Below are 22,564 nucleotides of genomic sequence, written 5' to 3' on the forward strand. Positions count from 1 at the left end.
CTCAGGATTGGTGGTTTTCGAGTGCGTCGGCTATGGCGAGCGCAGCGTGGGCGATTGCGCGATTGAGGTGGTAGTGCGCTTCGAGCAGGTCATTGCGCATGTGATGAGCGGCGCTTGCGTCGACGAGACGGCTCTCGGCGAGCTCGTAGTGGCTGACCTTCGCCTCGGTGTCGCTCACGACTGCTCACCGCCGGACACCTGCTCCTCGCCCGTCTTGACGAACTGGACGATCGAGGCGACCTCGTCGCGGGTGAGCTCGCGGGCGGCCTTCAGCTCACGGCCAGCGCGCGCGGAGAGGAAGGTTCGGCGCTCGCCGATGTCGGTGATCCCCGCCTCGGTGAGTGCAGCGTCGAGGCGCTTGAGGTCCGCAGCGGTCGCCGCCGGAGGCGCCTTCTCTGCCGTGGCCGGTTCGCTGACCTGCGCGGGTTCCGGTTCTGCCACCTGCTTCGAGGCGATCCCGAGAGCGGCCCGGGCGCCCGCAATACCGCGCTGCTTCGGTGCGCTGCGCTGGACGGTCGCCTCCTCCGGCGGATCGAGCTCGAGGTCCTCGCGGGTATGCGCGATACCGAGGAGGACATCGGGCGCGAGCTTGCGGCAGACCTCCGAGGCGGCCTTCGCGTAGAGCATCGCCTGCGGGTCCTTGAGGTACTTCTCGTTCCCGATCAGCTTGCCGTTCTCGTTCGTCTTGAACTTGCCGGTCTTCTCATCGACCGTCGGGACGTAGCCGGCCTTCGTAGCACGCTCGATATCCCAGGTAGAGGACTCGGAGATCCCGGAAGGCGCCTGTCCGCAGACCGTCACCGACTCGTCGGTGCTCTCCTCGGTCCAGATGTGGTAGCCCTTCACCTTCAGCAGAGCGACCATCGTCCGGGCATAGATCGCCGGTGTCCCGTGTACGACGAAGATCTGCTGCAGGGACTGAATCGGGTTGAGGCCCAGCTCGGCGCCGTACAGGATCGCCGCTGTACCGTCGGCGGGCTTCCCGCGGTAGATGCTCGGCACGAGCGCGGTCTTGCACATGCCTTCGGCGAGCTTGTATGCGATATCCATCGCCTTGGCGTGCGACATGAGGGTGTCGATCGCCTTGCTCGAATCGGTGGTCGCGACGAAGCTTCCGCCCGAGGGGACGATGTCGGCCTCGTCCAGGGGCGCGATGTCGTTGGTGGTCATGCACTTACTCCTTCGAGGAAATCGGACTTGCTGTTCGGATAGAGAGAAACGTTGTCGCCCTTGGAGTTGCGGCGATCGGCGATCTTGTGGCCCTGGCACATCGCGAACTGGGCGCGGCCCATGCGGTCGAGGATCCGGATCTTCAGACCTCGCTCCTCGGCGTCGATGAGCTTCCGGTCGGCGACGGTGCGCAGGTAGTCGGCGGCGAGCTGCTCGTCGAGTTCGACCTCGGCGCCGCGATCGATGTCCGGGTGCAGCCTGCGCAGGCACTCGTACGTCGTGACCGAGTTGTCGAGGTCCGGCGGGGTGCCGGAGTCGATGGAAGCGACCCAGGCGATGACGCGGACGAGGATGGTCTTCGCCAGCTCCTCGTCGAACTCGATCGGGTAGATGCGCGGCAGCCCGTACTGCGGCCACAGGACGAGGTCGGCCTGGTGGATCTGGGCGATGAGCATCTGCCAGGTGATCTGCACGGCGTAGTCGATCGGCACTTCGCCCGATCCGTCGTCGCCGAACTCCTCGAGGTCGCGTGCGGTCTTGACCTCGATGATCTTGCGGGCGTTGCCACGTGACCCACGCCGATCGATGGTGGCGACAGCGAGCGGGATGCCGACGAGGTCGGTACGCATGTACTGCACCTCGCCCTGCGACGCCCGCCAGCCGGGGTTACGGCGCAGCCAGTACTCGCGGGCGGCGAGCTCGGCGGCGTGACCGTAGTCGAACAGCTCCTGCGTCGACTGGCTGATCGGTGCCGGGTCGACGAGGCCGGCCATCTCGTGCCACAGCGCGTACTGCGACTGCCAGCGCGAGACGCCGAGGATGGCAGGGACCTTCGAGGCGGTGACGGTGCGGCGCCACTCGGGCGAGCCGGGGGTGAGATCGAGGGTCATTCGTCCACCTCGATCCCTGTCGCCTTTTCGGCCACGCCCTCTTCGATGTAGAGCTTCGGCATGCAGCTGTAGTCCGAGGCGTAGTTGATCTCGCGAGCAACCTTGGCGACAGCTCGCGCCTCGTCGCGCGTGAGCTCGATACGAACAGTGGCGCTGTCGTCGCAGCCTTGCGTGGTGATGGTGTGGGCGTAGGTGTCGGGAACGTCGAGACGTGCCATTACGGAGTCACCCCCAGGGAGCAGTCGAGAGCGATCTCGCGAGCCCGGTCGGCCGCGGCGCCGTCGTCGAAGACGGGCTTGTTCGCCTCGGGATCCGGATCGGCGACGAGGTGCGCGATCTCGATCTCGTCGCCGGGTGTGCTGATCTCGATGTACGCAGTGGCGTGCGTGTGCTTCTCGCAGATGCGCTGCCATTCGAGCGGGCCTACCTCGCGCCACGCTCCGTGGCCGTCGACGTTGGGCATTTCGTTGACGACGTCGAGGACGCTGTCGAGGATCTCGTCGGGTGCGCTCATGCCCACGCCTCCCCACTGGCTGCGAGGGACTTCTTCCAGCGGAGGATCGAGCGCGAGGTGATGCCGAGATGCTCGGCGATAGCCTCGTCGTCACGTCCCTTCGCGGCGAGAGTGCGCGCGGCGGTGATCATGACGCCGCGTTCGGCGTAGCCCATCTTCGAGCGGCGCATCGGGGCGCGGCGCCGGCATTCGACGAGGATCTCGACGTCGAGAGCGTCGGAGTCCTCGGGAGTCCATTCGGCGAGGCGGGTGCTCATCGGGTGCCTCCGTTCATGTGTGCGATGAAGTACTTGGTCTGGTGTCGGTCGCCGTGGACGACGTCGACGATCGCGACGGGCAGGTCGTCCTTCCATGCGCGGTGGTAGGCGCGCTGGTCGACGAGCTCCCACGGGCCGTGCCCGGGAGGGCTGGGCGGCAGGGGATCCCAGCTGTCGGCTGGGTCGGGGTACGGGTGCGCGCTCATTGCAGTGCTCGCTTCGCGCGGTCGAGCAGGTCCTGTACGCGCTGGTCGCGGGGGCCATCGGCGAGCCTGGAGGTTGCGAGGCTGGCGAGGATCCGCACCTCGTCACCGAGGAGCGTGAGGACCTCGAGAGGGCCCGTGGCATCGAGCTCGTTCGCGATTTTCGCCCGGGAGACGGCGTGCTGGCTCGGCGCGAAGTCGAGACGATCCTCGATGTCGGCCAGGCGGTGCAGGGCCTCGGCGGCGTTGGCGTAGTCGAGCGCGAGAATCGGCCTGTTCTCGGAGTGCTTCGCGGCCTCCTGCGCCATGGTCAGAGCGGCTGCCCGGATATCGATCTGTTCGGTCATTGGGTTCGTCTTTCGTGGATGCCGGCGGCGATGCGGCGGAGTAGTCCCGCATCGCCGCCGGAGATCAGGAGGTGGTGGGGGTGGCGCCGGAGCCGGAATCCCCCGACTCCGGCGCCTCGGGAGCCGCGGCAGTCTTCCCCTCCTGCTCGCGGGTGGTCTTGTGATCGCGGAAGCCGCGGAGGAACGCGGTGCCGATGGCGGCCGAGAGGGTGACATCGGAGCGTCGGGGCCCGTTCATCGCTGACCGCCGGTGCGGTGATGCGGAGTGCGCTCGAGGAGGCGCTGTGCAGTCTGGGCGAGGGACTCGCCGACACAGCGATCGCACAACGTGCGGCCCGGCCCGACGTGCCCCTGGATGACGATCGACTCGGGATCGTCGGGGTGATACCCGATGGTGAGGATCGCCCCGGCGTAACGGATGGAGTCGCCGAGTTCGGCGAGGAGCTCCTCGGCGGTGGCCTGGGCGTCCTCTTCGGTGAACTCGGAGGATTCGCTCTTGTGGCGCAGGTGCAGTCCGAAGGCAACAGCTGCGATTCCCGAGACGGCGAATGCGGTGACGAAGCCGAACAGGAAGGTAATCACTGGTCCTCCCAGGTTTCGGTCGGAGCCTTGTACTCGCCGATGACGACCGGCTCGCTCGTGTAGTCGCAGGCGCCAACGGTGGCCGCGCCGAGGAACATCAGGATCAGAAGGAGCGAGATGCGGCGGCCAGTTCGTCGGTCCCTCCGCGGTATGCTCGTGCGTGACATTGGGTTCCCATCTCTTGTCGTGGCCGTCAGGTGTTCGCCCACCTGGCGGCCGTTCTTATGCGGATCGGGTCTTGCGTCGCCGGCCGACTTCGTCGCCGCCGGTCGTGTTCTGCGCTTCGAAGCGCTCGATCTCTGCGATCGGGATGCGGATCGTCTGGCCGATGTGGAGTGCGGCCAGGCCGCCGGAGCGCACCTGCTGGTAGATCGCGCTGACCGGGCAGCTCCACCGCGCAGCCAGCTGCTTCACGGACATGTGTGTCGAGTTCACGGAGTCGGCTCCTACGCGGACATGGAGATAGCGGCTTCGTCGGCGATGAGGACGCGGTCGGGTCGAGCACCGAGGCGGGCCAGCGCTTCCAGGACTTGAGGAGTGGGCCGCCGATCACGGAGGGCGGTAGACCAGGTCTTCCGCGTCAGGCCCGTAACCTCGGCGAGTCCGGTGACGCTCCGGATGCGGTGAGCGCGCTTCACCCGCTCGATCTCGTCCAAACTGAGTAGAAACATTCGCACTTTCACCTCCCTTAGCGGTGCGATGGGTAGAAGTTAACCCACACCGATGTGATTTGGCAATCAAATGACGCAAGTGGTGTGTAGTGAAGTGGGCGAATGTGCAGGTTGATGCTCACTTGACGGGTAAAAAGTTACTCAGTAGCATTGCCGTCCATGAGCGATCAACGAGCATGGTTCAGTGAGGTCACCCGCCGGCGCATCACCGTCACGGAAATCGCCGAGCACCTGGGTGTCTCACGCAAGACAGCGCAGAACCGCCTGGCGGAAGGGCTCAGCGCCGACGACCTGATCGCACTGGCTCGCGCACTCCATGTGAGCCCCATCGACGCCCTCGTCGAACTCCACAAGCTCGAATACAGCGAGGTGTACGGATTCCTCGAAGGCGAAGGCAAGCTCGTTGAGACCGCCACCGAAGGCGAACTGGCCCTCGAACTCGCAACACGACTCAACCCGACGCTGCAGTGGCGCACCCCCGGGCGCACGGGTGGCACTGTCCACCAACTCAAACCGCAGTCCGCTCCTACTCTCGAGGATTTGGAGGGAGAGGAGTACGTGGCAATGACCCGGGGCGACGACGAGTACGACGATGACTCGACGGACCACGATTACACGCCGTAGGACCGGTGGTGAAGCGGCTCTACGACGCCGTCGCTGCTGCTGGGATCTTCGTCGTCGAGGGCGATATCCCCAGCAGTGAGCCGGCCAGGTACTACCCCTCTCACCGGTGCATCGTCCTCAAATCCGGACTGCGCCAACGTGATGCTGTGAGCGCGCTCGGCCACGAGCTGGGGCACCACCACTACGGGCATCGGTGTGCGCTCGACGATCTACTGCACGCCAAGCAGGAGCGCCAGGCCGACGAGTTCGCTGCCCAGCTGCTCATCACCCCTGCCGAATACCGAGAGGCCGAGCGTCTCCACGGCACGCACGAGGGCGCGATCGCCCATCACCTCGGTGTCACCGTCCGCATCGTGCGGGTGTGGAAAGAGCTGTGGATGAGGAGAAACTGATGAAGCCCCAGAAGCGCATCCGCGGCGGGAAGGTGCGGTGGGTCGCGCGCTACATCGGCGCCGACGGCAAGGAACGCACCAAAACATTCGACTTCGAGCGGGATGCGAAAGACTGGGTTCGCGACCGCGAGAAGGAGGTCCGCGACGGTGACTGGATCGACCCGAAGTCGCAGGAGATCACCGTCGCCCACCTCTGGCGCTCATGGGAACAGGCAGCGCACACCGACGGAACCCGGAAGGTGCGGGAGCAGATCGGCCGCAATCTCGGTCGGCTCGCCGACATCCCGATCGGCAAGCTCCGCGGCTCCCACGTGCGCGATTGGCAACATGAGCTGCGCACCGGCCGCCCGTGGGTGAAGGGTTGCGATGGCCTCGGTGATACGACGGTGCGGAACTTCTCGGGCCAGCTCGCCGGGTGCATGAACATGGCCGTGTCCGACGGCCTGCTCCGTAAATCCCCATGTGCCGGCATCGCCACTCGGCGCCGCGGCGACAAGGCGGTCACCCGCGCCGAGATCCTGACCGGCGAGCAGGTGTGGCTCCTCGCGGACGCGGCTCGGCAGGGCGTGCCGAAGGGTAGGGGGGCGGTGCCGGCGCACCCGACGCTGGCGCGCATGATCGTCGTCGGTGCGGCGACGGGCCTGCGCGCGGGTGAGCTCGCGGGTCTGCGGATCCGGTCGGTGGACTTCCTTCGCAAGGAGGCCACGATCTCCGAGCAGTCGAAGACGGGGACGTCGGAGTTCTCGTGGGCGCCGCTGAAGACGAAGATGAGCCGTCGCCTTCCGCTCCCGGACGTGGCGCTCGAAGCGCTCGCGAAGGAACTCGAGGAGAACCCATGCGCGGACCGGTCGATGCCGATCTTCCGGACCGTGAAGGGTCAGATGTGGTCGTCGTCGACGCTGGGCAAGTCGTTCAAGCTGGTGCGTGATCGCCTTGGGTTGGACGAGGAGATCACCTGGCACAGCCTGCGGCACTTCTACGCGTCGACGCTGATCTTCTCGGGCGCGAGTGTGAAGACGGTGCAGGAGCGGCTCGGGCATTCGACGCCGACGACGACGCTCGAGGTGTACGCGCACCTGTGGCCGGGGGAGGACGAGCGGACCCGTTCGGCAGTCGACTCGGCGCTCGGCCGGGACCAGGTCGGGACCGACGATGAGGCGGAGGGGTCGGAAACGGAGGCTGCCCCCGCCGCCAGCGAGGGCGACGGGGGCAGCGACGTGGAAGAACGAGCGCTCTGACCTGCTACTTCAGTTCGGCCGAGGTCTTGCCCAACACCCGTCGAGCGACGATGAGCTGCTGGATCTGCTGGGTGCCCTCGAAGATGTCGAGAATCTTGGAATCGCGTGCCCACTTCTCGAGCAGCGGCCGCTGCGAATACCCGTAGGTTCCGGCGAGTTCGACGGCCTTGAGCGAGACCGCGGTGCCGGTGCGGCCGGCCTTCGCCTTCGACACCGACGCCTCGAGGGAGTTGGGCTTCTTGTTGTCGGCCATCCACGTCGCGCGCAGCGCGAGCAGGTAGGCGGCCTCCCAGTCGGCCTCGAGCGCGAGGAACTCGGCGGCCGCGGCATGCTGGTTGTTCGCGGGGATGTCGTAGGAGACCTCGACGCCCGCCTCCTTCAGGATCGTGCGCAGTTCCTCGAGTACCGCACGACCGAGACCCACGGCCATGCCGGCCACGATCGGACGCGTGTTGTCGAATGTCTGCATGACCCCGGCGAACCCCTTCTCGGTGTTCACCTCCGGGGAGCCGAGGATGTTGTCCTTCGGGATGCGGCAGTTGTCGAGCACGAGCACCGCGGTGTCGGATGCCTTGATGCCGAGCTTCTTCTCGAGACGCGCGACCGAGAGTCCGGGAGCCTCGCGCGGCACGACGAACGACTTGATCGCGGCGCGGCCCTTCGACCTGTCGACGGACGCCCACACGACGATGTGCGTGGAACGCTCACCGGCGGTGACGAAGATCTTCTCGCCGTTGAGGACCCACTCGTCGCCGTCGAGCACGGCCGTGGTCGTCACGGCCGCCGAATCGGATCCGAAACCGGGCTCGGTGATTGCCATGGAGGCCCACACCTTGCCGAAGCGTTCGAGCTGCTCGTCGGTGGCCACCGCGGCGATCGCGGAATTGCCCAGGCCCTGGTAGGGGATCGACAGGGTCAGGCCGACGTCGCCCCAGCACGTCTCGATGACATTGAGGAGTCCGGCCATGTTGCCGCCGTTGGCATTTCCGGCGGGGCCGTCCTGCTTGGCCTTGCTGTCGCGGCCGAGCGCGGCACCCGCCGCGCCCTGGCCGGAGTCGTTGAGCCCTTCGACCATCGCGGCCATGGTGTCGAGTTCGATGGGGTACTCGTGCTCGGCGAGGTCGTACTTGCGGGAGATCGGCCGGAAAATCTGCGCGGCGACCTGATGGGCCTGGTTCGCGGAAGCCTTGAGCTTCCGGGGAAGTTCGAGATTGATCATCACAGGTTCCTTGTTCGGGTCGGGCCGATCAGACGAGGACGACGCCCTCGGCGACTCCGATTGCTCGCAGGTCGCGGTACCAACGTTCGACGGGGTGTTCCTTGGTGTAGCCGTGGCCGCCGAGCAGCTGGACGCCGTCGAGGCCGAACTGCATGCCCTTGTCGGTGGCGAGCTTGCGGGCCAGGGCCGCCTCGCGAGCGAACGACAGGCCCTGCTCGGCCCGCGACGCACCGCGCAGGGTGACCAGACGTAGACCGTCGAGCTCGATCTTGATGTTGGCCACCATGAACGCCACCGCCTGCCGGTGGCTGATGGGCTCGCCGAACGCCTCGCGCTCGTTGACGTAGGGGACCACGTAGTCGAGCACGGCCTGACCGGTGCCCATCGCCAGAGCTGCCCAGCCCAGGCGCGACAGGCGCACGGCGTCGGCGTACTGCTCGGCGCGGACGTCGGCGTCGTCGTCGCCGAGACGTGCCGATTCCGGCACCGCGACGTCCTCGAGCAGAAGGCGGCCCAGTCCGGCGGCGCGCAGGCCCATGCCCGGATCGGCCTCGATCACGACGCCCTTGCTCTTCGCCTCGACGAGGAAGAGGGACGGCTTACCGTCGAGTTCGGCTGCCACGACGAACAGTTCGGCGCTGCCCGCCGCCGGGACGAACGACTTCACGCCGTTGAGCCGGTAGCCGCTGGGGGAGCGCACCGCCTTGGTCTGCAACGCGAAGGGATCGAACAGGGCGCGCGGCTCGGCGACGACGACCGACGCCTGGGGGACATCGTCGCCGGCGAAGGCCGGCAGGTAGGTCTTCTGTTGGTCCTCGGTGCCCCACTGTGTGAGCGCCACGGCCACACCGCTCGGCGCGAGGATCGGCAGGGCCAGGCCCATGTCGCCGTGCGCGAGGGCCTCGGCGACCAGCACGTTGGTGACCACGCCGCGCTCGTCGGCGGCGCCGTCGAACGCCTCGGGTACGTTGACCATGGTGATGCCGAGTTCGGCTGCGCGCGCGAGCAGATCGGCCGGGGCCGCGGCGGCCTCGTCGGCGTCGTGCGCGGCGGGGCGCAGGATCTCGGCGGCGAACTCACGCACCGTCTCCGTGATCATCTGCTGATCGTCGGTCGGGGTGAGATCGAAGAAGTCGGCGTTCTTCGCGGTGGTGAGACGCTGCGGGCCGCTCGCGCCGCCGGACATCTTCTTGAAGGTGCGCGTGGCGGCGCCGAGGGTCTTGAAGCCGGTTTTCGTGGACTGGTACGTGATCCGGTCGATCGTCTCGCGGATCTTGTACCGGTCGGCCAGTTCGGAACCCGTGATCCGGGTGAGCACGCGCATGGCAGCACCCATGGCGTCGCGTTTGATCGGATTGAGGCCGACGGCGGACGTGTCGCGAGGCGTGTGGCGGCCCACGCTGTCTTGCTTGCTCATGATCACCAGAAGTCTCTCGATGCGGCAGCGGACACTCCCGATCTTACTTCTGAGTAAGGTCACTGTCTACCGCGCAGTAAGTTCCGCGGTGGACGCGTGTCGCCCAGCATCGTCCGCTGTGTCGCGAGCACGAGTTGACTCTCACACCGTGTGAGGTCGCAGACTCGGCGCCATGGCCGACACCACCAGGTTGATGTCCATCGGAGAGTTCTCGTCCCTGACCCGGATCAGCGTGCGGATGCTGCGGCACTACGACTCGCAGGGAGTGCTGATCCCCGCCGTGGTCGACGAGGTCAGCGGTTACCGCCGATACCTCCCCGAGCAGACCGCCGATGCCGCGCGAGATTCCTCAGCAGACGTACGTCTGCCTCCGCGGCACCGTCGCCGACTACTCGGCCGAAGGTGAACTGTGGCAACGCTTCATGCCCGCCCTGCAGGAGCAGGGCATCGTCCCGACCGGACCCGGCGGATGTATCGAACACGACGGCGAGTTCCGTGAGTCGGACGTCGACGAATCGGTGTTCCTGCCGGTGGCGCCGGGAACCACGGCCCGCGAGCCGCTGACGGTCCACGAGTTCCCCTCACGCCGGGCGGTCGTCGCCACCGTGACCGGGCCGTACGCCGAATCGATCCCGCGGGCCCACGAGGCGATCGCCGAATTCCTGACCGAACACGGCCTGTCCGCGGCCCGGGTCGACGACGACGTGGCCACCCACCACTTCAACGTCTATCTCGATGATCCGGGCGTCACGAACGAAGCCGACCTCGAGACCGCTGTGCATCTCCCGGTCCGCTGACGAACCCGGCCCCACGCGTGACCATCCGTGCGTGGGGCCGGCCACTCACTTCAGTCGACCGAGCACCTCGTCGTGCAGCGTGCCGTTGGTCGCGACCGCACTGCCGCCGTGCGGACCGTCCGCACCCTCGAGGTTCGTGAACCGTCCACCTGCCTCGCGCACCAGCACGTCGAGCGCGGCCAGATCCCACAGCGAAACCTCGGGTTCGAGCGCGATCTCGAGGGCGCCCTCGGCGAGCAGGCAGTAGGAGAAGAAGTCGCCGTAGGCGCGCACCCGCCACACGTCGTCGGTCAGGGCGACGAAACGATCACGGATGCCACGCTCGTGCCAGCCGCTCAGGCTCGAGAAGCTCAGCGACGCCGACGCGAGGTCGGTCACCTCCGACACCGAGATGCGCCGGGGCTCGGCGCCGTCGTGCGACACCCAGGCGCCGCCGTCCGCGGCCGCCCACCACCGACGGTTCAGTGCCGGGGCGCTGACCACGCCCACGACAGGCACACCGTCCTCGAGGAGCGAGATCAGGCTCGCCCAGACCGGTACGCCACGCACGAAGTTCTTCGTGCCGTCGATCGGATCGACGACCCACTGCCGCCCGCGGAAGACCGCGTCGCCACCGAACTCCTCGCCGAGCACCGCGTCGTCCGGTCGCTGCTCGCCGAGCATCTCGCGGATGGCGCGCTCGACGGCGAGGTCGGCGTCGGAGACCGGACTCAGGTCCGGCTTGTCGTCCACCTTCAGGTCCAGCGCACCGAAGCGGTCGCGGGTGATGGCGTCGGACGCGTCGGCGAGTCGGAGTGCGAGGTCCAGGTCGGCGGTGTAGTCGGTGGTCATGACGGAAACGCTAGCCGCCGTCGTCCGGGGCCGAGCAGCTTGCCGTCCACTCCGGGGTCGGCGCGGTGCTCGACCCGACCGGGGCCCTGCCGTGTCGATCGCTGCCCACGGCGGGCCGGTTCGTCGCTCCGGTAACCTGTTGAATCGTGCATCCCGATGTTTCCGCAGCCCTGACCGAGCTCGACACGACCCTCCGCACCGTGGAGTCGGTCCTCGACGTCGAGGAGCTGCGACGGCGCATCGACGAACTCGAACACCAGGCCGCCGACCCCGAGCTGTGGAACGACCAGGACCACGCCCAGAAGGTCACCAGCGAACTGTCGCACGCACAGGGTGAGCTGCGCCGGGTCGAGGGCCTGCGCCAGCGGCTCGAGGATCTCCCGGTTCTGTACGAGCTCGCCGAGGGCGAGGAGGGCGAGGCCCGCACCGCCGCCCTGGCCGACGCCGAGGCCGAACGCGAGAGCCTGCGCGCCGACATCGAGGCGATGGAGGTGCGCACGCTGCTGTCCGGCGAGTACGACCAGCGCGACGCGCTCGTCAACATCCGCGCGGGCGCCGGTGGCGTCGACGCCGCCGACTGGGCCGAGATGCTCATGCGTATGTACATCCGCTGGGCCGACAAGCACGGCTACGGCGTCGAGGTCTACGACACCTCCTACGCGGAAGAGGCCGGCATCAAGTCCGCCACCTTCGCCGTCAAGGCGCCCTACACCTACGGGACCCTGTCGGTCGAGATGGGCACGCACCGTCTCGTCCGCATCAGCCCCTTCGACAACCAGGGCCGCCGCCAGACCTCCTTCGCCGAGGTCGAGGTGCTGCCCGTCGTCGAGACCACCGACCACATCGACATCGACGAGAACGACGTCCGCGTCGACGTCTACCGCTCGTCCGGCCCGGGAGGCCAGTCGGTCAACACCACCGACTCCGCCGTGCGCCTGACGCATATCCCGACCGGCATCGTCGTCACCTGTCAGAACGAGAAGTCGCAGTTGCAGAACAAGGTCGCGGCCATGCGTGTCCTGCAGGCCAAGCTCCTCGAGCGCAAGCGCCAGGAGGAGCGCGCCGAGATGGATGCGCTCAAGGGCGACGGCGGCAGTTCGTGGGGCAACCAGATGCGCTCGTACGTGCTGCATCCCTACCAGATGGTCAAGGACCTGCGCACCGAGTACGAGGTCAACAACCCCTCGGCGGTGCTCGACGGCGACATCGACGGATTCCTCGAATCGGGCATCCGCTGGCGTATGCGAGAAGAGCAGAAATCGTGATCGGAAACAGGAGAGGGGCCTGTGCCGTTTCTTCCCGGAGCTAGACTGCTCGACTGGTTGTCGACGAGCGGGCTGCTGATCGCACTCACGATTCTGGGGGCGGTTCTGATCGCCCGGTTCGTCTCCTGGATCGGCAGCCGCATCACGCGCCGCATCGACGAGCGCTACACGCAGTCCGACGACCTCGTGCGGTCCGAGGCGACGAAGCATCGCCATTCGGTCGCCCAGGTGGTCACGTGGATGGCGATCTCGTTCGTGTACATCGTTGCGACCCTGAAGGTGTTCGACTATCTGCAGCTGCCCATCGGCAGCCTGGTCGCGCCGGCGACCGTGCTCGGCGCGGCGCTCGGCTTCGGTGCCCAGCGCATCGTGCAGGACATCCTCGCGGGGTTCTTCATCATCACCGAACGGCAGTACGGCTTCGGCGACACCGTGCAGATCTCCGTGACCGGTGCGTCCGAGGACGCGATCGGCACCGTCGAGGACGTCACGTTGCGCGTCACCCGGGTGCGTAGCACGGCGGGTGAGGTCATCACCGTCCCCAACGGGCAGATCAACAAGGCCGTCAACCTGTCGAAGGACTGGGCGCGCGCCGTGGTGGACGTGCCGATCCCGGTGACCGCCGACATCGCCGACGTCACCGAGATGCTGCGCGAACTGGGTGTCGCCGCATACAAGGAACCCCGCCTGCGGGAGCTGTTGCTCGACGAACCGAGTGTGATGGGTGTCGAGAGCCTCGAGGTGGATCAGCTCAGCGTCCGCATGGTCGCGCGCACGCTGCCCGGCAAGCAGTTCCAGGTGGGCCGTCTGCTGCGTGCGCGGATCGCGCGAGCACTGCGTGAACGGGGCATCACCGTCACGCCCCAGCTCGACACCGCCAGCGTGGTCGATCGAGTGGAGGCACAGTGACACCGGGTGGAGGGACGTCGGGTGGGGGCGCGGCCACCGAGCCGGAGGAGAAGCACCGCAGGCGCATCCCGTCGCACCTCCTCGGTGGGCGGATCAGGACCACGACCTTCGCGTTGTGCACCCTGTGGCTTGCGCTGTGGGTGACCTACCTGTTCCTCAACCAGCCCGAGGACACCCCCGATGCGCCGTCGACCGCCGTGATCATCTCCGAGACGCCCTACGTGCCGTACGTGCCGCCGGCGACCACCGCCCCGCAGGAGAAGTCCGTGCCGGAGACCACCGACACGCCCTATCCGCCGACGACCTCGTCGACCTTCCCGCCGACGACGGCGACCGGCGTGCCGGGCAGGGAACAGGGCGGGACGCCGCCGCAGGATGCCACGACGACAGCGCCCCCCACCACGACGAACAGGCAGTTCCCGTTCGACCTGCCCACGATCCCCGGACTGAACGACCAGCAGGATCCGACGGTGACCGAGGACACCGACGCTCCGTCGTCGTAGAGCACCGACGAGCCGGTGCCGTAGGTCACCGTCCGGTAACGGTTAGCATGTCCACGTGATCCGGCTGGAGAGTGTGTCCAAGTCCTACAAGACGTCCACGCGTCCCGCGCTCGAAGGGGTCTCGGTGCACGTCGAGAAGGGCGAGTTCGTCTTTCTCATCGGTCCCTCCGGATCCGGGAAGTCGACCTTCCTCCGGTTGCTCCTGCGAGAGGAGAAGCCCACCACCGGCGACATCCACGTGGCCGATTTCCACGTCAACCGGCTGCCGGCGCGTCGCGTACCGAAGCTGCGCCAGAATCTCGGATGCGTCTTCCAGGACTTCCGGTTGCTCCAGCGCAAGACGGTCGCCGAGAACATCTCGTTCGCTCTCGAGGTGATCGGTAAGCCGCGCGGAGTGATCGAACGGACGGTGCCGGAGGTTCTCGACCTGGTGGGACTGTCCGGCAAAGCCGACCGGTTGCCCGCCGAACTGTCCGGCGGCGAACAGCAGCGTGTCGCGATCGCGCGTGCGTTCGTCAACCGGCCGCTCGTGCTGATGGCCGACGAACCGACCGGCAACCTCGACCCCGAGACCAGCCAGGACATCATGCTGCTGCTCGAACGCATCAACCGCACGGGCACGACGGTGCTCATGGCGACCCACGACCACCACATCGTCGACTCGATGCGGCGACGGGTCGTCGAACTCGATCTCGGACGCGTCGTGCGCGACGAGGCACGCGGCGTCTACGGCGTCGGCCGCTAGATCCCGTCACCCGAGCATCCCCACCAGGCAACCGAAGGAATCCCACCCGATGCGTGCCAGCTTCCTGTTCAGCGAGGTCACCACCGGCCTGCGCCGCAACCTCACCATGACCATCGCGATGATCCTCACCACGGCGATCTCCCTCGCGCTGTTCGGTGCGGGGCTGCTCGTGGTCCAGATGGCGGGCAAAACGGAACGGATCTTCCTCGACCGGGTCGAGGTGCAGGTGTTCCTGACCGAGGACATCTCCTCGCTCGATCCGGAGTGCGAGCAGGATCTCTGCTCCACCCTGCGCAGCGACCTCGAGAGCACCGACGACGTGGTGTCGGTCCAGTACCTGAGCCGCGACGACGCCGTCCTCGACGCCACCGATCGTGTCTTCGCCGATCAGCCCGAACTCGCCGAACTCGTGAGTGCCGACAGCTTCCCTGCCTCCTTCAAGATCAAGATGTCCGATCCGGATCGATTCGCGGCGATCCAGGACGATTTCGGTACCCGGCCCGGCGTCGACAGCGTGCTCAACCAGCAGGATCTCGTCGAGCGTCTGTTCGGCGTGCTCGGCGGCATCCGCAACGGCGCGTTCGCCATCGCCACGATCCAGGCGATCGCGGCCGTGCTTCTGATCGCGAACATGGTGCAGATCGCGGCCTTCACCCGCCGCACCGAGGTCGGCATCATGCGGCTGGTCGGCGCGACCCGCTGGTACACGCAGCTGCCCTTCCTCCTCGAAGCGGTGATCGCCGCGATCGTGGGTGCCGCACTCGCCATCGGCGGACTCTTCGTCGCCAAGAGCATGTTCGTCGACGACATGCTCACCGAGGTCTACGACGCGAACATCGTCGCCCGCATCACCGACAGCGACATCCTTCTGGTCTCGCCGTTCCTGGTCCTCGTGGGCGTGGGAATGGCCGCTCTCACCTCGTATGTGACCTTGCGTCTGTACGTGCGTGAATAAGGTGTCGTGCGAGGTTCCTATGCTGGACGGTGTTCTGTTCGATCGATCGTGGACCGGAAAGGCCTGCACGTGAAGGAAAAGGGCCGGAAGGTCATCGCGACCAACCGGAAGGCGCGCCACAACTACACCATCCTCGACACCTACGAGGCGGGCATCGCCCTCGTCGGTACCGAGGTCAAGAGCCTGCGGGAGGGAAAGGCCTCCCTGGTGGACGCATTCGCGACCGTCGACGACGGCGAGGTGTGGTTGCGGGGTCTGCACATTCCGGAATACGGGCACGGCACGTGGACCAACCACGCTCCGCGCCGCACCCGCAAGCTGCTGCTGCACCGTCGCGAGATCGACGCGCTCGTCGGCAAGACCCGGGAGGGCAACCAGACCCTCGTGCCGCTGTCGATGTACTTCTCCGACGGCAAGGTCAAGGTCGAGCTCGCGCTCGCCAAGGGCAAGCAGGACTACGACAAGCGTCAGGATCTCGCCCGCCGGACCGCCGAACGTGAGGTGACCCGCGAGCTCGGCCGGCGAGTGAAGGGCATGAGCCGCTGATCGCGGTCGCGCTCGCGCTTCTCGCGGCGGTCGGGTACGGCCTCAGCGATTTCGCCGGGGGTGCCGCCTCCCGTCGCGCGAGCGCACTCGGCGTCGTCGCCGTCACCTACCCGGCTTCGCTCGTCGTGTCCCTGATCGCCGCGTCGATCGTCGGCGGCGACCTCACCGCGGCGTCCCTCGCGTGGGGTGCCGCAGCGGGCGTGGCCGGCGGCATCGCCGTCTGGTGGTTCTACCTCGCACTGGCGAACGGGCCGATGTCGGTCGTCTCACCGGTCACCGCTGTCGTCGTGGCCGGAATCCCCGTGCTGTTCGGGATCGCGACGGGGGACCGGCCAGGTCTGCTCGCCTATCTCGGCATCGTCGTCGCGGTGATCGCGGTGGGGCTGGTCAGCCGCGAATCCGACGAGACCGTCACCGGTGTCGGACACCCGCGCTTCACGTCGAGGATCGCGTGGTGGACGGTCGGATCGGGCATCGCCTTCGCGTTGTCGTTCATCGGCCTCGGTCAGGTCGGTACCGGCACCGGCCTGTGGCCGCTCGCCGCCTCCCGCGCGACCGCCACCCTCGTGGTCTGGCTGGTGATCGCCTTCTCGTGGCGCACCGTGGTGTGGCCGATCCGGTCGCTCCTGCCGATCCTGATCGGGATCGGCGTGATCGACGTGATCGCGAACGGTGCACTGCTGTTCGCCTACCAGCACGGCCTGCTGTCGCTGGTGAGCGTGATCGCGGCGCTGTATCCGGCGGTGACGGTGCTACTCGCCGTCATCGTGCTCGGAGAGCGCGTGAGCCGGGTGAAACTGCTCGGCCTGCTCGCAGCCGGACTGGCCGTCGCACTCGTCAGCCTGCCCGGCTGATCCGGGGTGGGGTGGGAAGAACACGAATCCTGGAGGCGCTGGACCCGGCATCGTGGAAAGCGCGTCACCGGACGGAGCGCTACGGGTGACACCCGGCGACGCCGGACTCGGGTCACCCCGACCCGGTTCCGTTGCCGGTGAGCGGCGGTGTGAGTAGCCTCATGACCCGGCAACGAATCGTTTTCGAAAATGGGAATGACATCGGGCCTTCGGGTCGTTACAGTAGGTAGTCCTGCGAAGGTCGCAGGCGCGTACGGGGCTGAACGGTTTCGACTGCGTACGTTGAGCAAGGGGAAGCGTGTCGGTGCAGGCAAGAGACCACCGTAAGCGTCGCTGCAACCAATTAAGCGCCGAGTCCACTCAGCGCGAGTACGCCCTCGCTGCCTAAGCGAGCGCGTCTCTGTCAGCCCGGGTTTGCTCTCGACCCGGATCCTGGCATCGACTAGAGAGCTCTACCGTACGGCTCGGTCGCGGAGACGTGCGGGACAACAAACAGCGACTGGGATCGTCATCTCGTCTTGTTCGCGAGAACGGGAGATCCGAGTAGAGACATAGCGAACTGCACACGGAGAAGCCCTCGCGAGGCGGCGGAGGACCCGGGTTCGATTCCCGGCAGCTCCACCATCGACCCGGGTAGGTGATCGACCATCGATCACCTACCCGGGTTTCTTGTTGTCCGGGTGAGCCTGATCGGCAGCTTCGGGAAACGGCAGTGCCCGCCGTCGAGACTCAGAGGGTGAGTGTTCTCGACGACGGGCACGGTCGCTGTCGGTCCCGGAGACGTCGGAGACGGCGCCGAAACAGTGAGAGCGAAACGAAGAAATGTCCTCCCCGGCATCGTCTTCATTTCGTTCACTGAAGTTAGCCCACCTAATTGTGAACGCCAATACTACTTTCGGGTCAGAAACTTTGGTCCCATGGCCGTGATGACCTTTTCGTCAGTATCCGTACCGACGCGCGGATCGGGGTACTCATCCCGCGCGTGCCGCGGATCGGCGGCAAGATGAGAACACCACCATCGACGAGGAGAGCACATGGCGCACGAACGAGCGGGACAGCCGGCCACCGCGGCGGATCTCGAAGATCTCGCACACCTTGTCACCGCCTACTACACCGTGCAACCGGATCCCGAGAACGCCTCGCAGCAGGTGGCTTTCGGCACGTCCGGTCATCGCGGCTCGAGCCTCGACGGTGCGTTCAACGAAGCCCACATCCTCGCGACCACCCAGGCCATCGTCGAATACCGCGCCCAGCAGGGCACTTCGGGCCCGCTGTTCTTCGGCCGCGACACGCACGCCCTGTCCGAACCGGCCTGGGCGAGCGCGCTCGAAGTGCTCGTCGCGAACGGCGTCGAAGTGGTCGTCGACTCCCGCGACCGCTACACCCCGACTCCGGCCGTCAGTCACGCGATCCTGCAGCACAATTCCGGCTCCGGTGCCCGCGCCGACGGGATCGTCGTCACCCCCTCGCACAATCCTCCGCGCGACGGTGGCTTCAAGTACAACCCCCCGTCGGGTGGTCCGGCCGACAGCGACGCGACGTCGGTCATCGCCGCTCGCGCCAACGAACTGCTCGCCGCCGGACTCGACGGGGTGAAGCGGGTGCCGCTCTCGTCGGCGCTCGCGTCCGCCGGACGACACGACTTCCTCGCCGCCTACATCGACGATCTGCCGAACATCGTCGATCTCGACGTCGTCCGTGCTGCCGGGGTACGGATCGGCGCCGACCCGATGGGCGGTGCGAGCGTCGACTACTGGGGCGAGATCGCCGAACGGCACGCCCTTGACCTCACCGTCGTCAATCCGCTCGTCGACGCCACCTGGCGGTTCATGACGCTCGACACCGACGGGAAGATCCGCATGGACTGCTCGTCGCCGAACGCCATGGCATCGCTGATCGGCAACCGCGAGGCCTACGACCTCGCGACCGGCAACGACGCCGACGCCGACCGGCACGGCATCGTCACCCCCGACGCCGGTCTGCTCAATCCGAACCACTATCTCGCCGTCGCGATCGACTACCTGTTCCGCAATCGCCCCGGTTGGGCGGAGTCGAGCAAGGTGGGCAAGACGCTCGTGAGTTCGTCGATGATCGACCGGGTCGCCGCCGGCCTCGGCCGCGACCTGCTCGAGGTGCCGGTGGGCTTCAAATGGTTCGTTTCCGGGCTGAGCGACGGTTCGCTGGGCTTCGGCGGGGAGGAGAGCGCCGGTGCGTCCTTCCTCCGGCGCGACGGCTCGGTGTGGACCACCGACAAGGACGGCATCGTCCTCGCCCTGCTCGCGGCGGAGATCACCGCGGTGACGGAGAAGAGCCCGTCCCGCTACTATGCCGAACTCGTCGATCGGTACGGCGACCCCGCTTACGCGCGCGTGGACGCCCCGGCGACGCGCGAGCAGAAGGCGGTGCTGTCGAAACTGTCGTCCGAGCAGGTCGGCGCCACCGAGCTCGCCGGCGAACCGATCACCGCGACGCTCACTGCGGCACCCGGCAACGGTGCCGCGATCGGTGGCCTGAAGGTCACCACCGAGAACGCGTGGTTCGCCGCCCGCCCGTCCGGCACCGAGGACGTCTTCAAGATCTACGCCGAATCGTTCCGCGGCCCCGACCATCTCGCCGAGGTCCAGCAGGCGGCACGCGAACTCGTCTCGTCCGTCCTGTCCTGAGCCCGCTCGCCCACCGCGCGACCGGGCGAGGTCGTGCGCCTCGCTAACATCGTGGGCATCATGCGGACACGTGATGCGGCTTTGCCGCGGGAAATCTGGGTTCTGGTCGTCGCGAGTTTCGTGATCGCGCTCGGCTTCGGTCTCGTCGCTCCCGCGCTGCCCCAATTCGCGCGAAGCTTCGACGTCGGTGTGACGGCGGCGACGGTCGTCGTGTCGTCGTTCGCGGCGATGCGACTGCTCTTCGCACCCGCGAGCGGGTCGCTGGTGCAGAAGTTGGGGGAGCGGCCCGTCTACATCACGGGCCTGCTCATCGTCGCCCTGTCGACGGGCGCGTGCGCATTCGCGGCGAGCTACTGGCAGCTGCTCGTCTTCCGGGCCCTCGGCGGCATCGGGTCGACGATGTTCACGGTGTCGGCGCTCGGTCTGCTCGTGCGGATCGCGCCCCCGGACGCCCGCGGGCGTGTGTCCGGCCTGTACGCGACCAGCTTCCTCATGGGCAACATCCTCGGCCCGCTCTTCGGCGGTGCCCTTATCGGACTGGGGCTGCGCGCACCCTTTCTCATCTACGCCGTGGCGCTGCTCGTCGCGGCCTCGGTCGTGGGGATCAGCCTGCGCTCGTCGGAACTCGCCCGTCCCGACAGTGGGGACGGCGTGCCCGTCATGCGCCTGCGCGACGCGCTGCGCTCGCCGGTCTACCGCGCGGCGCTGGGATCGAACTTCGCCAACGGCTGGGTGGTGTTCGGGGTCCGCGTGGCGATGGTGCCTCTGTTCGTCGTCGAGGCGCTCGACGAGGGTGAGGCGTTCGCGGGTGTCGCGCTGACCGCCTTCGCGGTGGGCAACGCACTCGTCCTCATCAAGTCGGGCAAGCTGTCCGACCGGTTCGGGCGGCGACCCTTCGTCCTGGCCGGTCTGGTGGTGTGCGGGGTCAGCACGATCGCCATGGGATTCACCGAGAGCGTCGTCTGGTTCCTCATCACCTCGTTCGTGGCGGGTATGGGGTCCGGGCTGTCGAATCCCTCGCAGCAGGCCGCCGTCGCCGACGTCGTGGGCAGCAAGGCCCGGGGCGGGCCGGTGCTCGCGACCTTCCAGATGGTCGCCGATGTCGGCGCGGTGATCGGTCCGGTCGCCGCAGGCTTCCTCGCGGACCGGTTGTCCTACTCGACGGCCTTCGCGGTCACGGGTGTGATCATGCTAGCGGCGACGCTGCCGTGGTTCGTCGTCGGACGCCCCCGGGTCGTCGAGCAGGCGACACAGGTGACCGACGACACGGCGCGGTGAGACGACCGCCCGGTATTGTCGCCGGCATGTGGGTCGGTCTCGTCTCCACGCTCGCCCGATACGGTCTGGCGGCGGTGTGGCTCGTCTCCGGTTGGGTGAAGTTCTCGGATCCGACGCAGACCGTCGTGGCGGTACGGGCGTACCAGATTTTGCCCGCCGGCTGGGTGCGGCCGTTCGCCGCCGCCTTCCCCGTTCTCGAACTGGCCCTGGGCCTGGTCCTGCTCGTCGGTCTCGCGACGCGCTTCGCAGCGCTCGTCAGCGCCTTGGGGCTGGTCGCGCTCGTCGCCGCGATCGCCTCGGCGTGGGCGCGCGGCCTGTCGATCGATTGCGGCTGCTTCGGGGGAGGAGGTGTGGTCGAGGGCGTCGACGGCCGCGACTACGCGATCGAGATCGCCCGCGACGTCGGCTTCCTGGCGATGTCGATATGGCTGGTCGTCCGGCCGCGCACCTGGTTCGCGCTCGGTCCGGGTTCATGTGCTTCCCTCTCAGCGGCCCCTCAGCCGTCGATGGCAGAGTGAGATCGTCCTTCCCCACCGACGAGCAGTAGAGGGCAGCATCCGTGAGCGCGAAGAAGGTCTCATCCGGCAAGTACACACCGCAGCCGACGTCGAACAGGGTCACCTACATTCTCGGCGGCATCGCGATCCTGGTGATCGGTGCGCTCGTCATCGGTGGTGTCCTGTGGTCGTCGGGCAGCGGCGATCCCCGCAACGACGGTTACGGCTCCGTGCAGAACGGCGCGGTGGAAGTGTCGATCGAGGACGACGGCGCAATCCTGCTGGGCCGCCCCGACGCCCCACGGACCGTCGACCTGTTCGAGGACCCGCTGTGCCCCTACTGCGCCGAACTCGAACACAAGCACTCGCAGGAGCTCGCCCAGGCGATCGACGACGGCCAATTGGCGATCCGGTACCGGATGCTCGCTTTCCTCGACCGGGCGTCGAGCAGCGGCGACTACTCGACCCGCGCGGTGGCGGCGGCGCAGTGCGTCGCCGAGAGCGGCGATGCCCGCGCGTTCTCCGCATTCCACGACGCCCTGCTGTCGCCCGACAACCAACCGGCCGAGGGTGGCGACGGTGACATCGACAACGCGGGTCTCGCGCAGATGGCGCGCGACGCGGGTGCCTCCGAGGACGTCGCGCAGTGCATCACCGACGGCGCCCGGATCGATCAGGCCTCGGCCGACGCGGAGGCGGGACGCCGTCTGCTCGCGACGACCGGAGCGGCCGGCACGCCGGCTGTCGTGTACGAGGGGACCGTTATCGACGCCCTCGGCGACGAGAACTGGGTGACCGAACTCGTCGGATAGACGGAGCGGTGGCGGGAGCTGCGCACGGTGCGTGCTCCCGCCACAGTCACGCTGTCTACCAGCCGATTTGTTGGCGTCGAGCGCGATGGTGTAGTTTTCTTTCAGCGCGAAGGGGTCAACCGGAGCGCAACGGTACAACCGAATACGGGGCTATGGCGCAGCTGGTAGCGCACCACACTGGCAGTGTGGGGGTCAGGGGTTCGAGTCCCCTTAGCTCCACAAGATCGCTACAGGCGAGAGTTCACGCTCTCGCCTGTAGTCTTCGGTGGCGGTCCCCGTCAGGGCCGTGCAAGGGGCTATGGCGCAGCTGGTAGCGCACCACACTGGCAGTGTGGGGGTCAGGGGTTCGAGTCCCCTTAGCTCCACGTAAGTTGAGAAAATCGAA

Annotated in this window: 31 protein-coding genes, 2 tRNA genes and 1 other RNA gene; 19 read left to right on the forward strand and 15 right to left on the reverse strand. The window is 67.4% G+C overall.

What is annotated here, in order from left to right; translation table 11 throughout:
* Nucleotide 1: 1 nt before the first annotated feature.
* The 12 genes from AC6CID_RS22330 to AC6CID_RS22385 form a co-directional block, all read right to left on the reverse strand.
* Nucleotides 2–178 carry a hypothetical protein gene (locus tag AC6CID_RS22330; RefSeq protein ID WP_498354512.1) on the reverse strand — a complete coding sequence of 59 codons (177 nt, stop codon included), beginning with the start codon at nt 176–178 and terminating at the stop codon, nt 2–4.
* Entirely contained in the window at nt 175–1,170 is a 996-nt protein-coding gene (locus AC6CID_RS22335) for a hypothetical protein (RefSeq protein WP_498354513.1), read from the reverse strand. Before AC6CID_RS22335 ends, AC6CID_RS22330 begins: the two co-directional genes overlap by 4 nt.
* A complete protein-coding gene (locus AC6CID_RS22340) occupies nt 1,167–2,060 on the reverse strand; it encodes a YqaJ viral recombinase family protein (protein ID WP_498354514.1) in 894 nt (297 codons plus the stop codon). Before AC6CID_RS22340 ends, AC6CID_RS22335 begins: the two co-directional genes overlap by 4 nt.
* Nucleotides 2,057–2,278 (reverse strand): hypothetical protein, encoded by a 222-nt coding sequence (locus AC6CID_RS22345; RefSeq protein WP_006550329.1) that lies wholly within the window; start codon nt 2,276–2,278, stop codon nt 2,057–2,059. The genes AC6CID_RS22340 and AC6CID_RS22345 overlap by 4 nt, the downstream gene beginning before the upstream one ends.
* The gene (locus tag AC6CID_RS22350) at nt 2,278–2,574 is read right to left on the reverse strand and encodes a hypothetical protein (protein WP_138941494.1); all 297 of its coding nucleotides are present in this window, start codon (nt 2,572–2,574) and stop codon (nt 2,278–2,280) included. The genes AC6CID_RS22345 and AC6CID_RS22350 overlap by 1 nt, the downstream gene beginning before the upstream one ends.
* Complete coding sequence (locus AC6CID_RS22355; RefSeq protein WP_006550331.1) at nt 2,571–2,831, reverse strand: hypothetical protein; 261 nt, start codon at nt 2,829–2,831, stop codon at nt 2,571–2,573. Before AC6CID_RS22355 ends, AC6CID_RS22350 begins: the two co-directional genes overlap by 4 nt.
* The gene (locus AC6CID_RS22360; RefSeq protein ID WP_006550332.1) at nt 2,828–3,037 is read right to left on the reverse strand and encodes a hypothetical protein; all 210 of its coding nucleotides are present in this window, start codon (nt 3,035–3,037) and stop codon (nt 2,828–2,830) included. The genes AC6CID_RS22355 and AC6CID_RS22360 overlap by 4 nt, the downstream gene beginning before the upstream one ends.
* Entirely contained in the window at nt 3,034–3,381 is a 348-nt protein-coding gene (locus tag AC6CID_RS22365; protein WP_497151493.1) for a hypothetical protein, read from the reverse strand. The genes AC6CID_RS22360 and AC6CID_RS22365 overlap by 4 nt, the downstream gene beginning before the upstream one ends.
* Before the next feature lie 64 nt (nt 3,382–3,445).
* Nucleotides 3,446–3,619 (reverse strand): hypothetical protein, encoded by a 174-nt coding sequence (locus tag AC6CID_RS22370; protein WP_170318470.1) that lies wholly within the window; start codon nt 3,617–3,619, stop codon nt 3,446–3,448.
* Complete coding sequence (locus tag AC6CID_RS22375; RefSeq protein ID WP_006550334.1) at nt 3,616–3,963, reverse strand: hypothetical protein; 348 nt, start codon at nt 3,961–3,963, stop codon at nt 3,616–3,618. The genes AC6CID_RS22370 and AC6CID_RS22375 overlap by 4 nt, the downstream gene beginning before the upstream one ends.
* A 222-nt stretch (nt 3,964–4,185) precedes the next feature.
* Nucleotides 4,186–4,398: a helix-turn-helix domain-containing protein gene (locus AC6CID_RS22380; protein WP_006550335.1), complete on the reverse strand. Its 213-nt coding sequence runs from the start codon at nt 4,396–4,398 to the stop codon at nt 4,186–4,188.
* Nucleotides 4,399–4,409: 11 nt separating this feature from the next.
* Complete coding sequence (locus AC6CID_RS22385) at nt 4,410–4,634, reverse strand: hypothetical protein (RefSeq protein WP_006550336.1); 225 nt, start codon at nt 4,632–4,634, stop codon at nt 4,410–4,412.
* Between the two features lie 159 nt (nt 4,635–4,793).
* Between AC6CID_RS22385 and AC6CID_RS22390 the strand changes: the two genes are divergently transcribed.
* From AC6CID_RS22390 to AC6CID_RS22400, 3 genes are read left to right on the forward strand one after another with little or no spacing between them, the layout of a single operon-like run.
* Nucleotides 4,794–5,258 carry a hypothetical protein gene (locus AC6CID_RS22390; RefSeq protein ID WP_498354515.1) on the forward strand — a complete coding sequence of 155 codons (465 nt, stop codon included), beginning with the start codon at nt 4,794–4,796 and terminating at the stop codon, nt 5,256–5,258.
* Between the two features lie 8 nt (nt 5,259–5,266).
* The gene (locus tag AC6CID_RS22395) at nt 5,267–5,650 is read left to right on the forward strand and encodes an ImmA/IrrE family metallo-endopeptidase (RefSeq protein WP_039957791.1); all 384 of its coding nucleotides are present in this window, start codon (nt 5,267–5,269) and stop codon (nt 5,648–5,650) included.
* A complete protein-coding gene (locus AC6CID_RS22400) occupies nt 5,650–6,888 on the forward strand; it encodes a tyrosine-type recombinase/integrase (protein WP_498354516.1) in 1,239 nt (412 codons plus the stop codon). The genes AC6CID_RS22395 and AC6CID_RS22400 overlap by 1 nt, the downstream gene beginning before the upstream one ends.
* A gap of 4 nt (nt 6,889–6,892) precedes the next feature.
* On the opposite strand, the gene AC6CID_RS22405 is transcribed toward AC6CID_RS22400, so the two are convergent.
* Entirely contained in the window at nt 6,893–8,107 is a 1,215-nt protein-coding gene (locus AC6CID_RS22405) for an acyl-CoA dehydrogenase family protein (protein ID WP_498354517.1), read from the reverse strand.
* A gap of 28 nt (nt 8,108–8,135) precedes the next feature.
* The gene (locus AC6CID_RS22410) at nt 8,136–9,530 is read right to left on the reverse strand and encodes an acyl-CoA dehydrogenase family protein (RefSeq protein WP_024101462.1); all 1,395 of its coding nucleotides are present in this window, start codon (nt 9,528–9,530) and stop codon (nt 8,136–8,138) included.
* A gap of 166 nt (nt 9,531–9,696) precedes the next feature.
* Between AC6CID_RS22410 and AC6CID_RS22415 the strand changes: the two genes are divergently transcribed.
* On the forward strand, nt 9,697–9,930 hold the full coding sequence (locus AC6CID_RS22415) for a MerR family DNA-binding transcriptional regulator (protein ID WP_232512219.1): 234 nt from the start codon (nt 9,697–9,699) through the stop codon (nt 9,928–9,930).
* Nucleotides 9,857–10,321 (forward strand): GyrI-like domain-containing protein, encoded by a 465-nt coding sequence (locus tag AC6CID_RS22420; RefSeq protein WP_052227240.1) that lies wholly within the window; start codon nt 9,857–9,859, stop codon nt 10,319–10,321. The genes AC6CID_RS22415 and AC6CID_RS22420 overlap by 74 nt, the downstream gene beginning before the upstream one ends.
* Before the next feature lie 45 nt (nt 10,322–10,366).
* Here the strand turns inward: AC6CID_RS22420 and hisN are convergent, their stop codons facing one another.
* Nucleotides 10,367–11,152: a histidinol-phosphatase gene (hisN, locus tag AC6CID_RS22425; protein WP_006550344.1), complete on the reverse strand. Its 786-nt coding sequence runs from the start codon at nt 11,150–11,152 to the stop codon at nt 10,367–10,369.
* A gap of 146 nt (nt 11,153–11,298) precedes the next feature.
* Between hisN and prfB the strand changes: the two genes are divergently transcribed.
* The 14 genes from prfB (at nt 11,299) to AC6CID_RS22495 (ending at nt 22,544) form a co-directional block, all read left to right on the forward strand.
* A complete protein-coding gene (gene prfB, locus AC6CID_RS22430) occupies nt 11,299–12,417 on the forward strand; it encodes a peptide chain release factor 2 (RefSeq protein ID WP_006550345.1) in 1,119 nt (372 codons plus the stop codon).
* A gap of 21 nt (nt 12,418–12,438) precedes the next feature.
* Entirely contained in the window at nt 12,439–13,326 is an 888-nt protein-coding gene (locus AC6CID_RS22435) for a mechanosensitive ion channel family protein (protein ID WP_006550346.1), read from the forward strand.
* The gene (locus AC6CID_RS22440) at nt 13,323–13,829 is read left to right on the forward strand and encodes an Rv3103c transmembrane domain-containing protein (protein WP_006550348.1); all 507 of its coding nucleotides are present in this window, start codon (nt 13,323–13,325) and stop codon (nt 13,827–13,829) included. Before AC6CID_RS22435 ends, AC6CID_RS22440 begins: the two co-directional genes overlap by 4 nt.
* A 55-nt stretch (nt 13,830–13,884) precedes the next feature.
* Nucleotides 13,885–14,574 carry a cell division ATP-binding protein FtsE gene (gene ftsE, locus AC6CID_RS22445; RefSeq protein ID WP_064061580.1) on the forward strand — a complete coding sequence of 230 codons (690 nt, stop codon included), beginning with the start codon at nt 13,885–13,887 and terminating at the stop codon, nt 14,572–14,574.
* Nucleotides 14,575–14,623: 49 nt separating this feature from the next.
* Nucleotides 14,624–15,529 (forward strand): permease-like cell division protein FtsX, encoded by a 906-nt coding sequence (gene ftsX / locus AC6CID_RS22450; protein WP_006550352.1) that lies wholly within the window; start codon nt 14,624–14,626, stop codon nt 15,527–15,529.
* Nucleotides 15,530–15,598: 69 nt separating this feature from the next.
* Nucleotides 15,599–16,075, forward strand: coding sequence for an SsrA-binding protein SmpB (smpB, locus tag AC6CID_RS22455; protein ID WP_024101458.1), 477 nt, complete (start codon nt 15,599–15,601; stop codon nt 16,073–16,075).
* The gene (locus tag AC6CID_RS22460; RefSeq protein WP_051121498.1) at nt 16,072–16,929 is read left to right on the forward strand and encodes a DMT family transporter; all 858 of its coding nucleotides are present in this window, start codon (nt 16,072–16,074) and stop codon (nt 16,927–16,929) included. Before smpB ends, AC6CID_RS22460 begins: the two co-directional genes overlap by 4 nt.
* A gap of 255 nt (nt 16,930–17,184) precedes the next feature.
* Nucleotides 17,185–17,553: a transfer-messenger RNA gene (gene ssrA, locus AC6CID_RS22465) on the forward strand.
* Nucleotides 17,554–17,963: 410 nt separating this feature from the next.
* On the forward strand, nt 17,964–19,592 hold the full coding sequence (gene pgm, locus AC6CID_RS22470) for a phosphoglucomutase (alpha-D-glucose-1,6-bisphosphate-dependent) (RefSeq protein WP_498354518.1): 1,629 nt from the start codon (nt 17,964–17,966) through the stop codon (nt 19,590–19,592).
* A 60-nt stretch (nt 19,593–19,652) separates the two neighbouring features.
* Nucleotides 19,653–20,870 (forward strand): MFS transporter, encoded by a 1,218-nt coding sequence (locus AC6CID_RS22475; protein WP_033097228.1) that lies wholly within the window; start codon nt 19,653–19,655, stop codon nt 20,868–20,870.
* Between the two features lie 26 nt (nt 20,871–20,896).
* A complete protein-coding gene (locus tag AC6CID_RS22480) occupies nt 20,897–21,388 on the forward strand; it encodes a MauE/DoxX family redox-associated membrane protein (protein WP_006550358.1) in 492 nt (163 codons plus the stop codon).
* A gap of 41 nt (nt 21,389–21,429) precedes the next feature.
* Nucleotides 21,430–22,179 carry a DsbA family protein gene (locus AC6CID_RS22485; RefSeq protein ID WP_006550359.1) on the forward strand — a complete coding sequence of 250 codons (750 nt, stop codon included), beginning with the start codon at nt 21,430–21,432 and terminating at the stop codon, nt 22,177–22,179.
* Nucleotides 22,180–22,325: 146 nt separating this feature from the next.
* Nucleotides 22,326–22,398, forward strand: a tRNA-Ala gene (locus AC6CID_RS22490).
* Between the two features lie 73 nt (nt 22,399–22,471).
* Nucleotides 22,472–22,544: transfer RNA gene (locus tag AC6CID_RS22495), tRNA-Ala, on the forward strand.
* The last annotated feature ends 20 nt before the right edge of the window (nt 22,545–22,564 follow it).

This window comes from Rhodococcus sp. GQ147, from assembly GCF_059759155.1.

What these genes read in the sequence shown, in the direction of transcription:
- AC6CID_RS22335 (WP_498354513.1), bottom strand. Translation starts at nt 1,170, where the DNA reads ATGACCACCAACGACATCGCGCCCCTGGACGAGGCCGACATCGTCCCC.
- AC6CID_RS22340 (WP_498354514.1), bottom strand. Translation starts at nt 2,060, where the DNA reads ATGACCCTCGATCTCACCCCCGGCTCGCCCGAGTGGCGCCGCACCGTC.
- AC6CID_RS22345 (WP_006550329.1), bottom strand. Translation starts at nt 2,278, where the DNA reads ATGGCACGTCTCGACGTTCCCGACACCTACGCCCACACCATCACCACG.
- AC6CID_RS22350 (WP_138941494.1), bottom strand. Translation starts at nt 2,574, where the DNA reads ATGAGCGCACCCGACGAGATCCTCGACAGCGTCCTCGACGTCGTCAAC.
- AC6CID_RS22355 (WP_006550331.1), bottom strand. Translation starts at nt 2,831, where the DNA reads ATGAGCACCCGCCTCGCCGAATGGACTCCCGAGGACTCCGACGCTCTC.
- AC6CID_RS22360 (WP_006550332.1), bottom strand. Translation starts at nt 3,037, where the DNA reads ATGAGCGCGCACCCGTACCCCGACCCAGCCGACAGCTGGGATCCCCTG.
- AC6CID_RS22365 (WP_497151493.1), bottom strand. Translation starts at nt 3,381, where the DNA reads ATGACCGAACAGATCGATATCCGGGCAGCCGCTCTGACCATGGCGCAG.
- AC6CID_RS22370 (WP_170318470.1), bottom strand. Translation starts at nt 3,619, where the DNA reads ATGAACGGGCCCCGACGCTCCGATGTCACCCTCTCGGCCGCCATCGGC.
- AC6CID_RS22385 (WP_006550336.1), bottom strand. Translation starts at nt 4,634, where the DNA reads ATGTTTCTACTCAGTTTGGACGAGATCGAGCGGGTGAAGCGCGCTCAC.
- AC6CID_RS22390 (WP_498354515.1), top strand. Translation starts at nt 4,794, where the DNA reads ATGAGCGATCAACGAGCATGGTTCAGTGAGGTCACCCGCCGGCGCATC.
- AC6CID_RS22400 (WP_498354516.1), top strand. Translation starts at nt 5,650, where the DNA reads ATGAAGCCCCAGAAGCGCATCCGCGGCGGGAAGGTGCGGTGGGTCGCG.
- AC6CID_RS22405 (WP_498354517.1), bottom strand. Translation starts at nt 8,107, where the DNA reads ATGATCAATCTCGAACTTCCCCGGAAGCTCAAGGCTTCCGCGAACCAG.
- AC6CID_RS22415 (WP_232512219.1), top strand. Translation starts at nt 9,697, where the DNA reads ATGGCCGACACCACCAGGTTGATGTCCATCGGAGAGTTCTCGTCCCTG.
- AC6CID_RS22420 (WP_052227240.1), top strand. Translation starts at nt 9,857, where the DNA reads ATGCCGCGCGAGATTCCTCAGCAGACGTACGTCTGCCTCCGCGGCACC.
- hisN (WP_006550344.1), bottom strand. Translation starts at nt 11,152, where the DNA reads ATGACCACCGACTACACCGCCGACCTGGACCTCGCACTCCGACTCGCC.
- ftsX (WP_006550352.1), top strand. Translation starts at nt 14,624, where the DNA reads ATGCGTGCCAGCTTCCTGTTCAGCGAGGTCACCACCGGCCTGCGCCGC.
- pgm (WP_498354518.1), top strand. Translation starts at nt 17,964, where the DNA reads ATGGCGCACGAACGAGCGGGACAGCCGGCCACCGCGGCGGATCTCGAA.
- AC6CID_RS22475 (WP_033097228.1), top strand. Translation starts at nt 19,653, where the DNA reads ATGCGGACACGTGATGCGGCTTTGCCGCGGGAAATCTGGGTTCTGGTC.
- AC6CID_RS22480 (WP_006550358.1), top strand. Translation starts at nt 20,897, where the DNA reads ATGTGGGTCGGTCTCGTCTCCACGCTCGCCCGATACGGTCTGGCGGCG.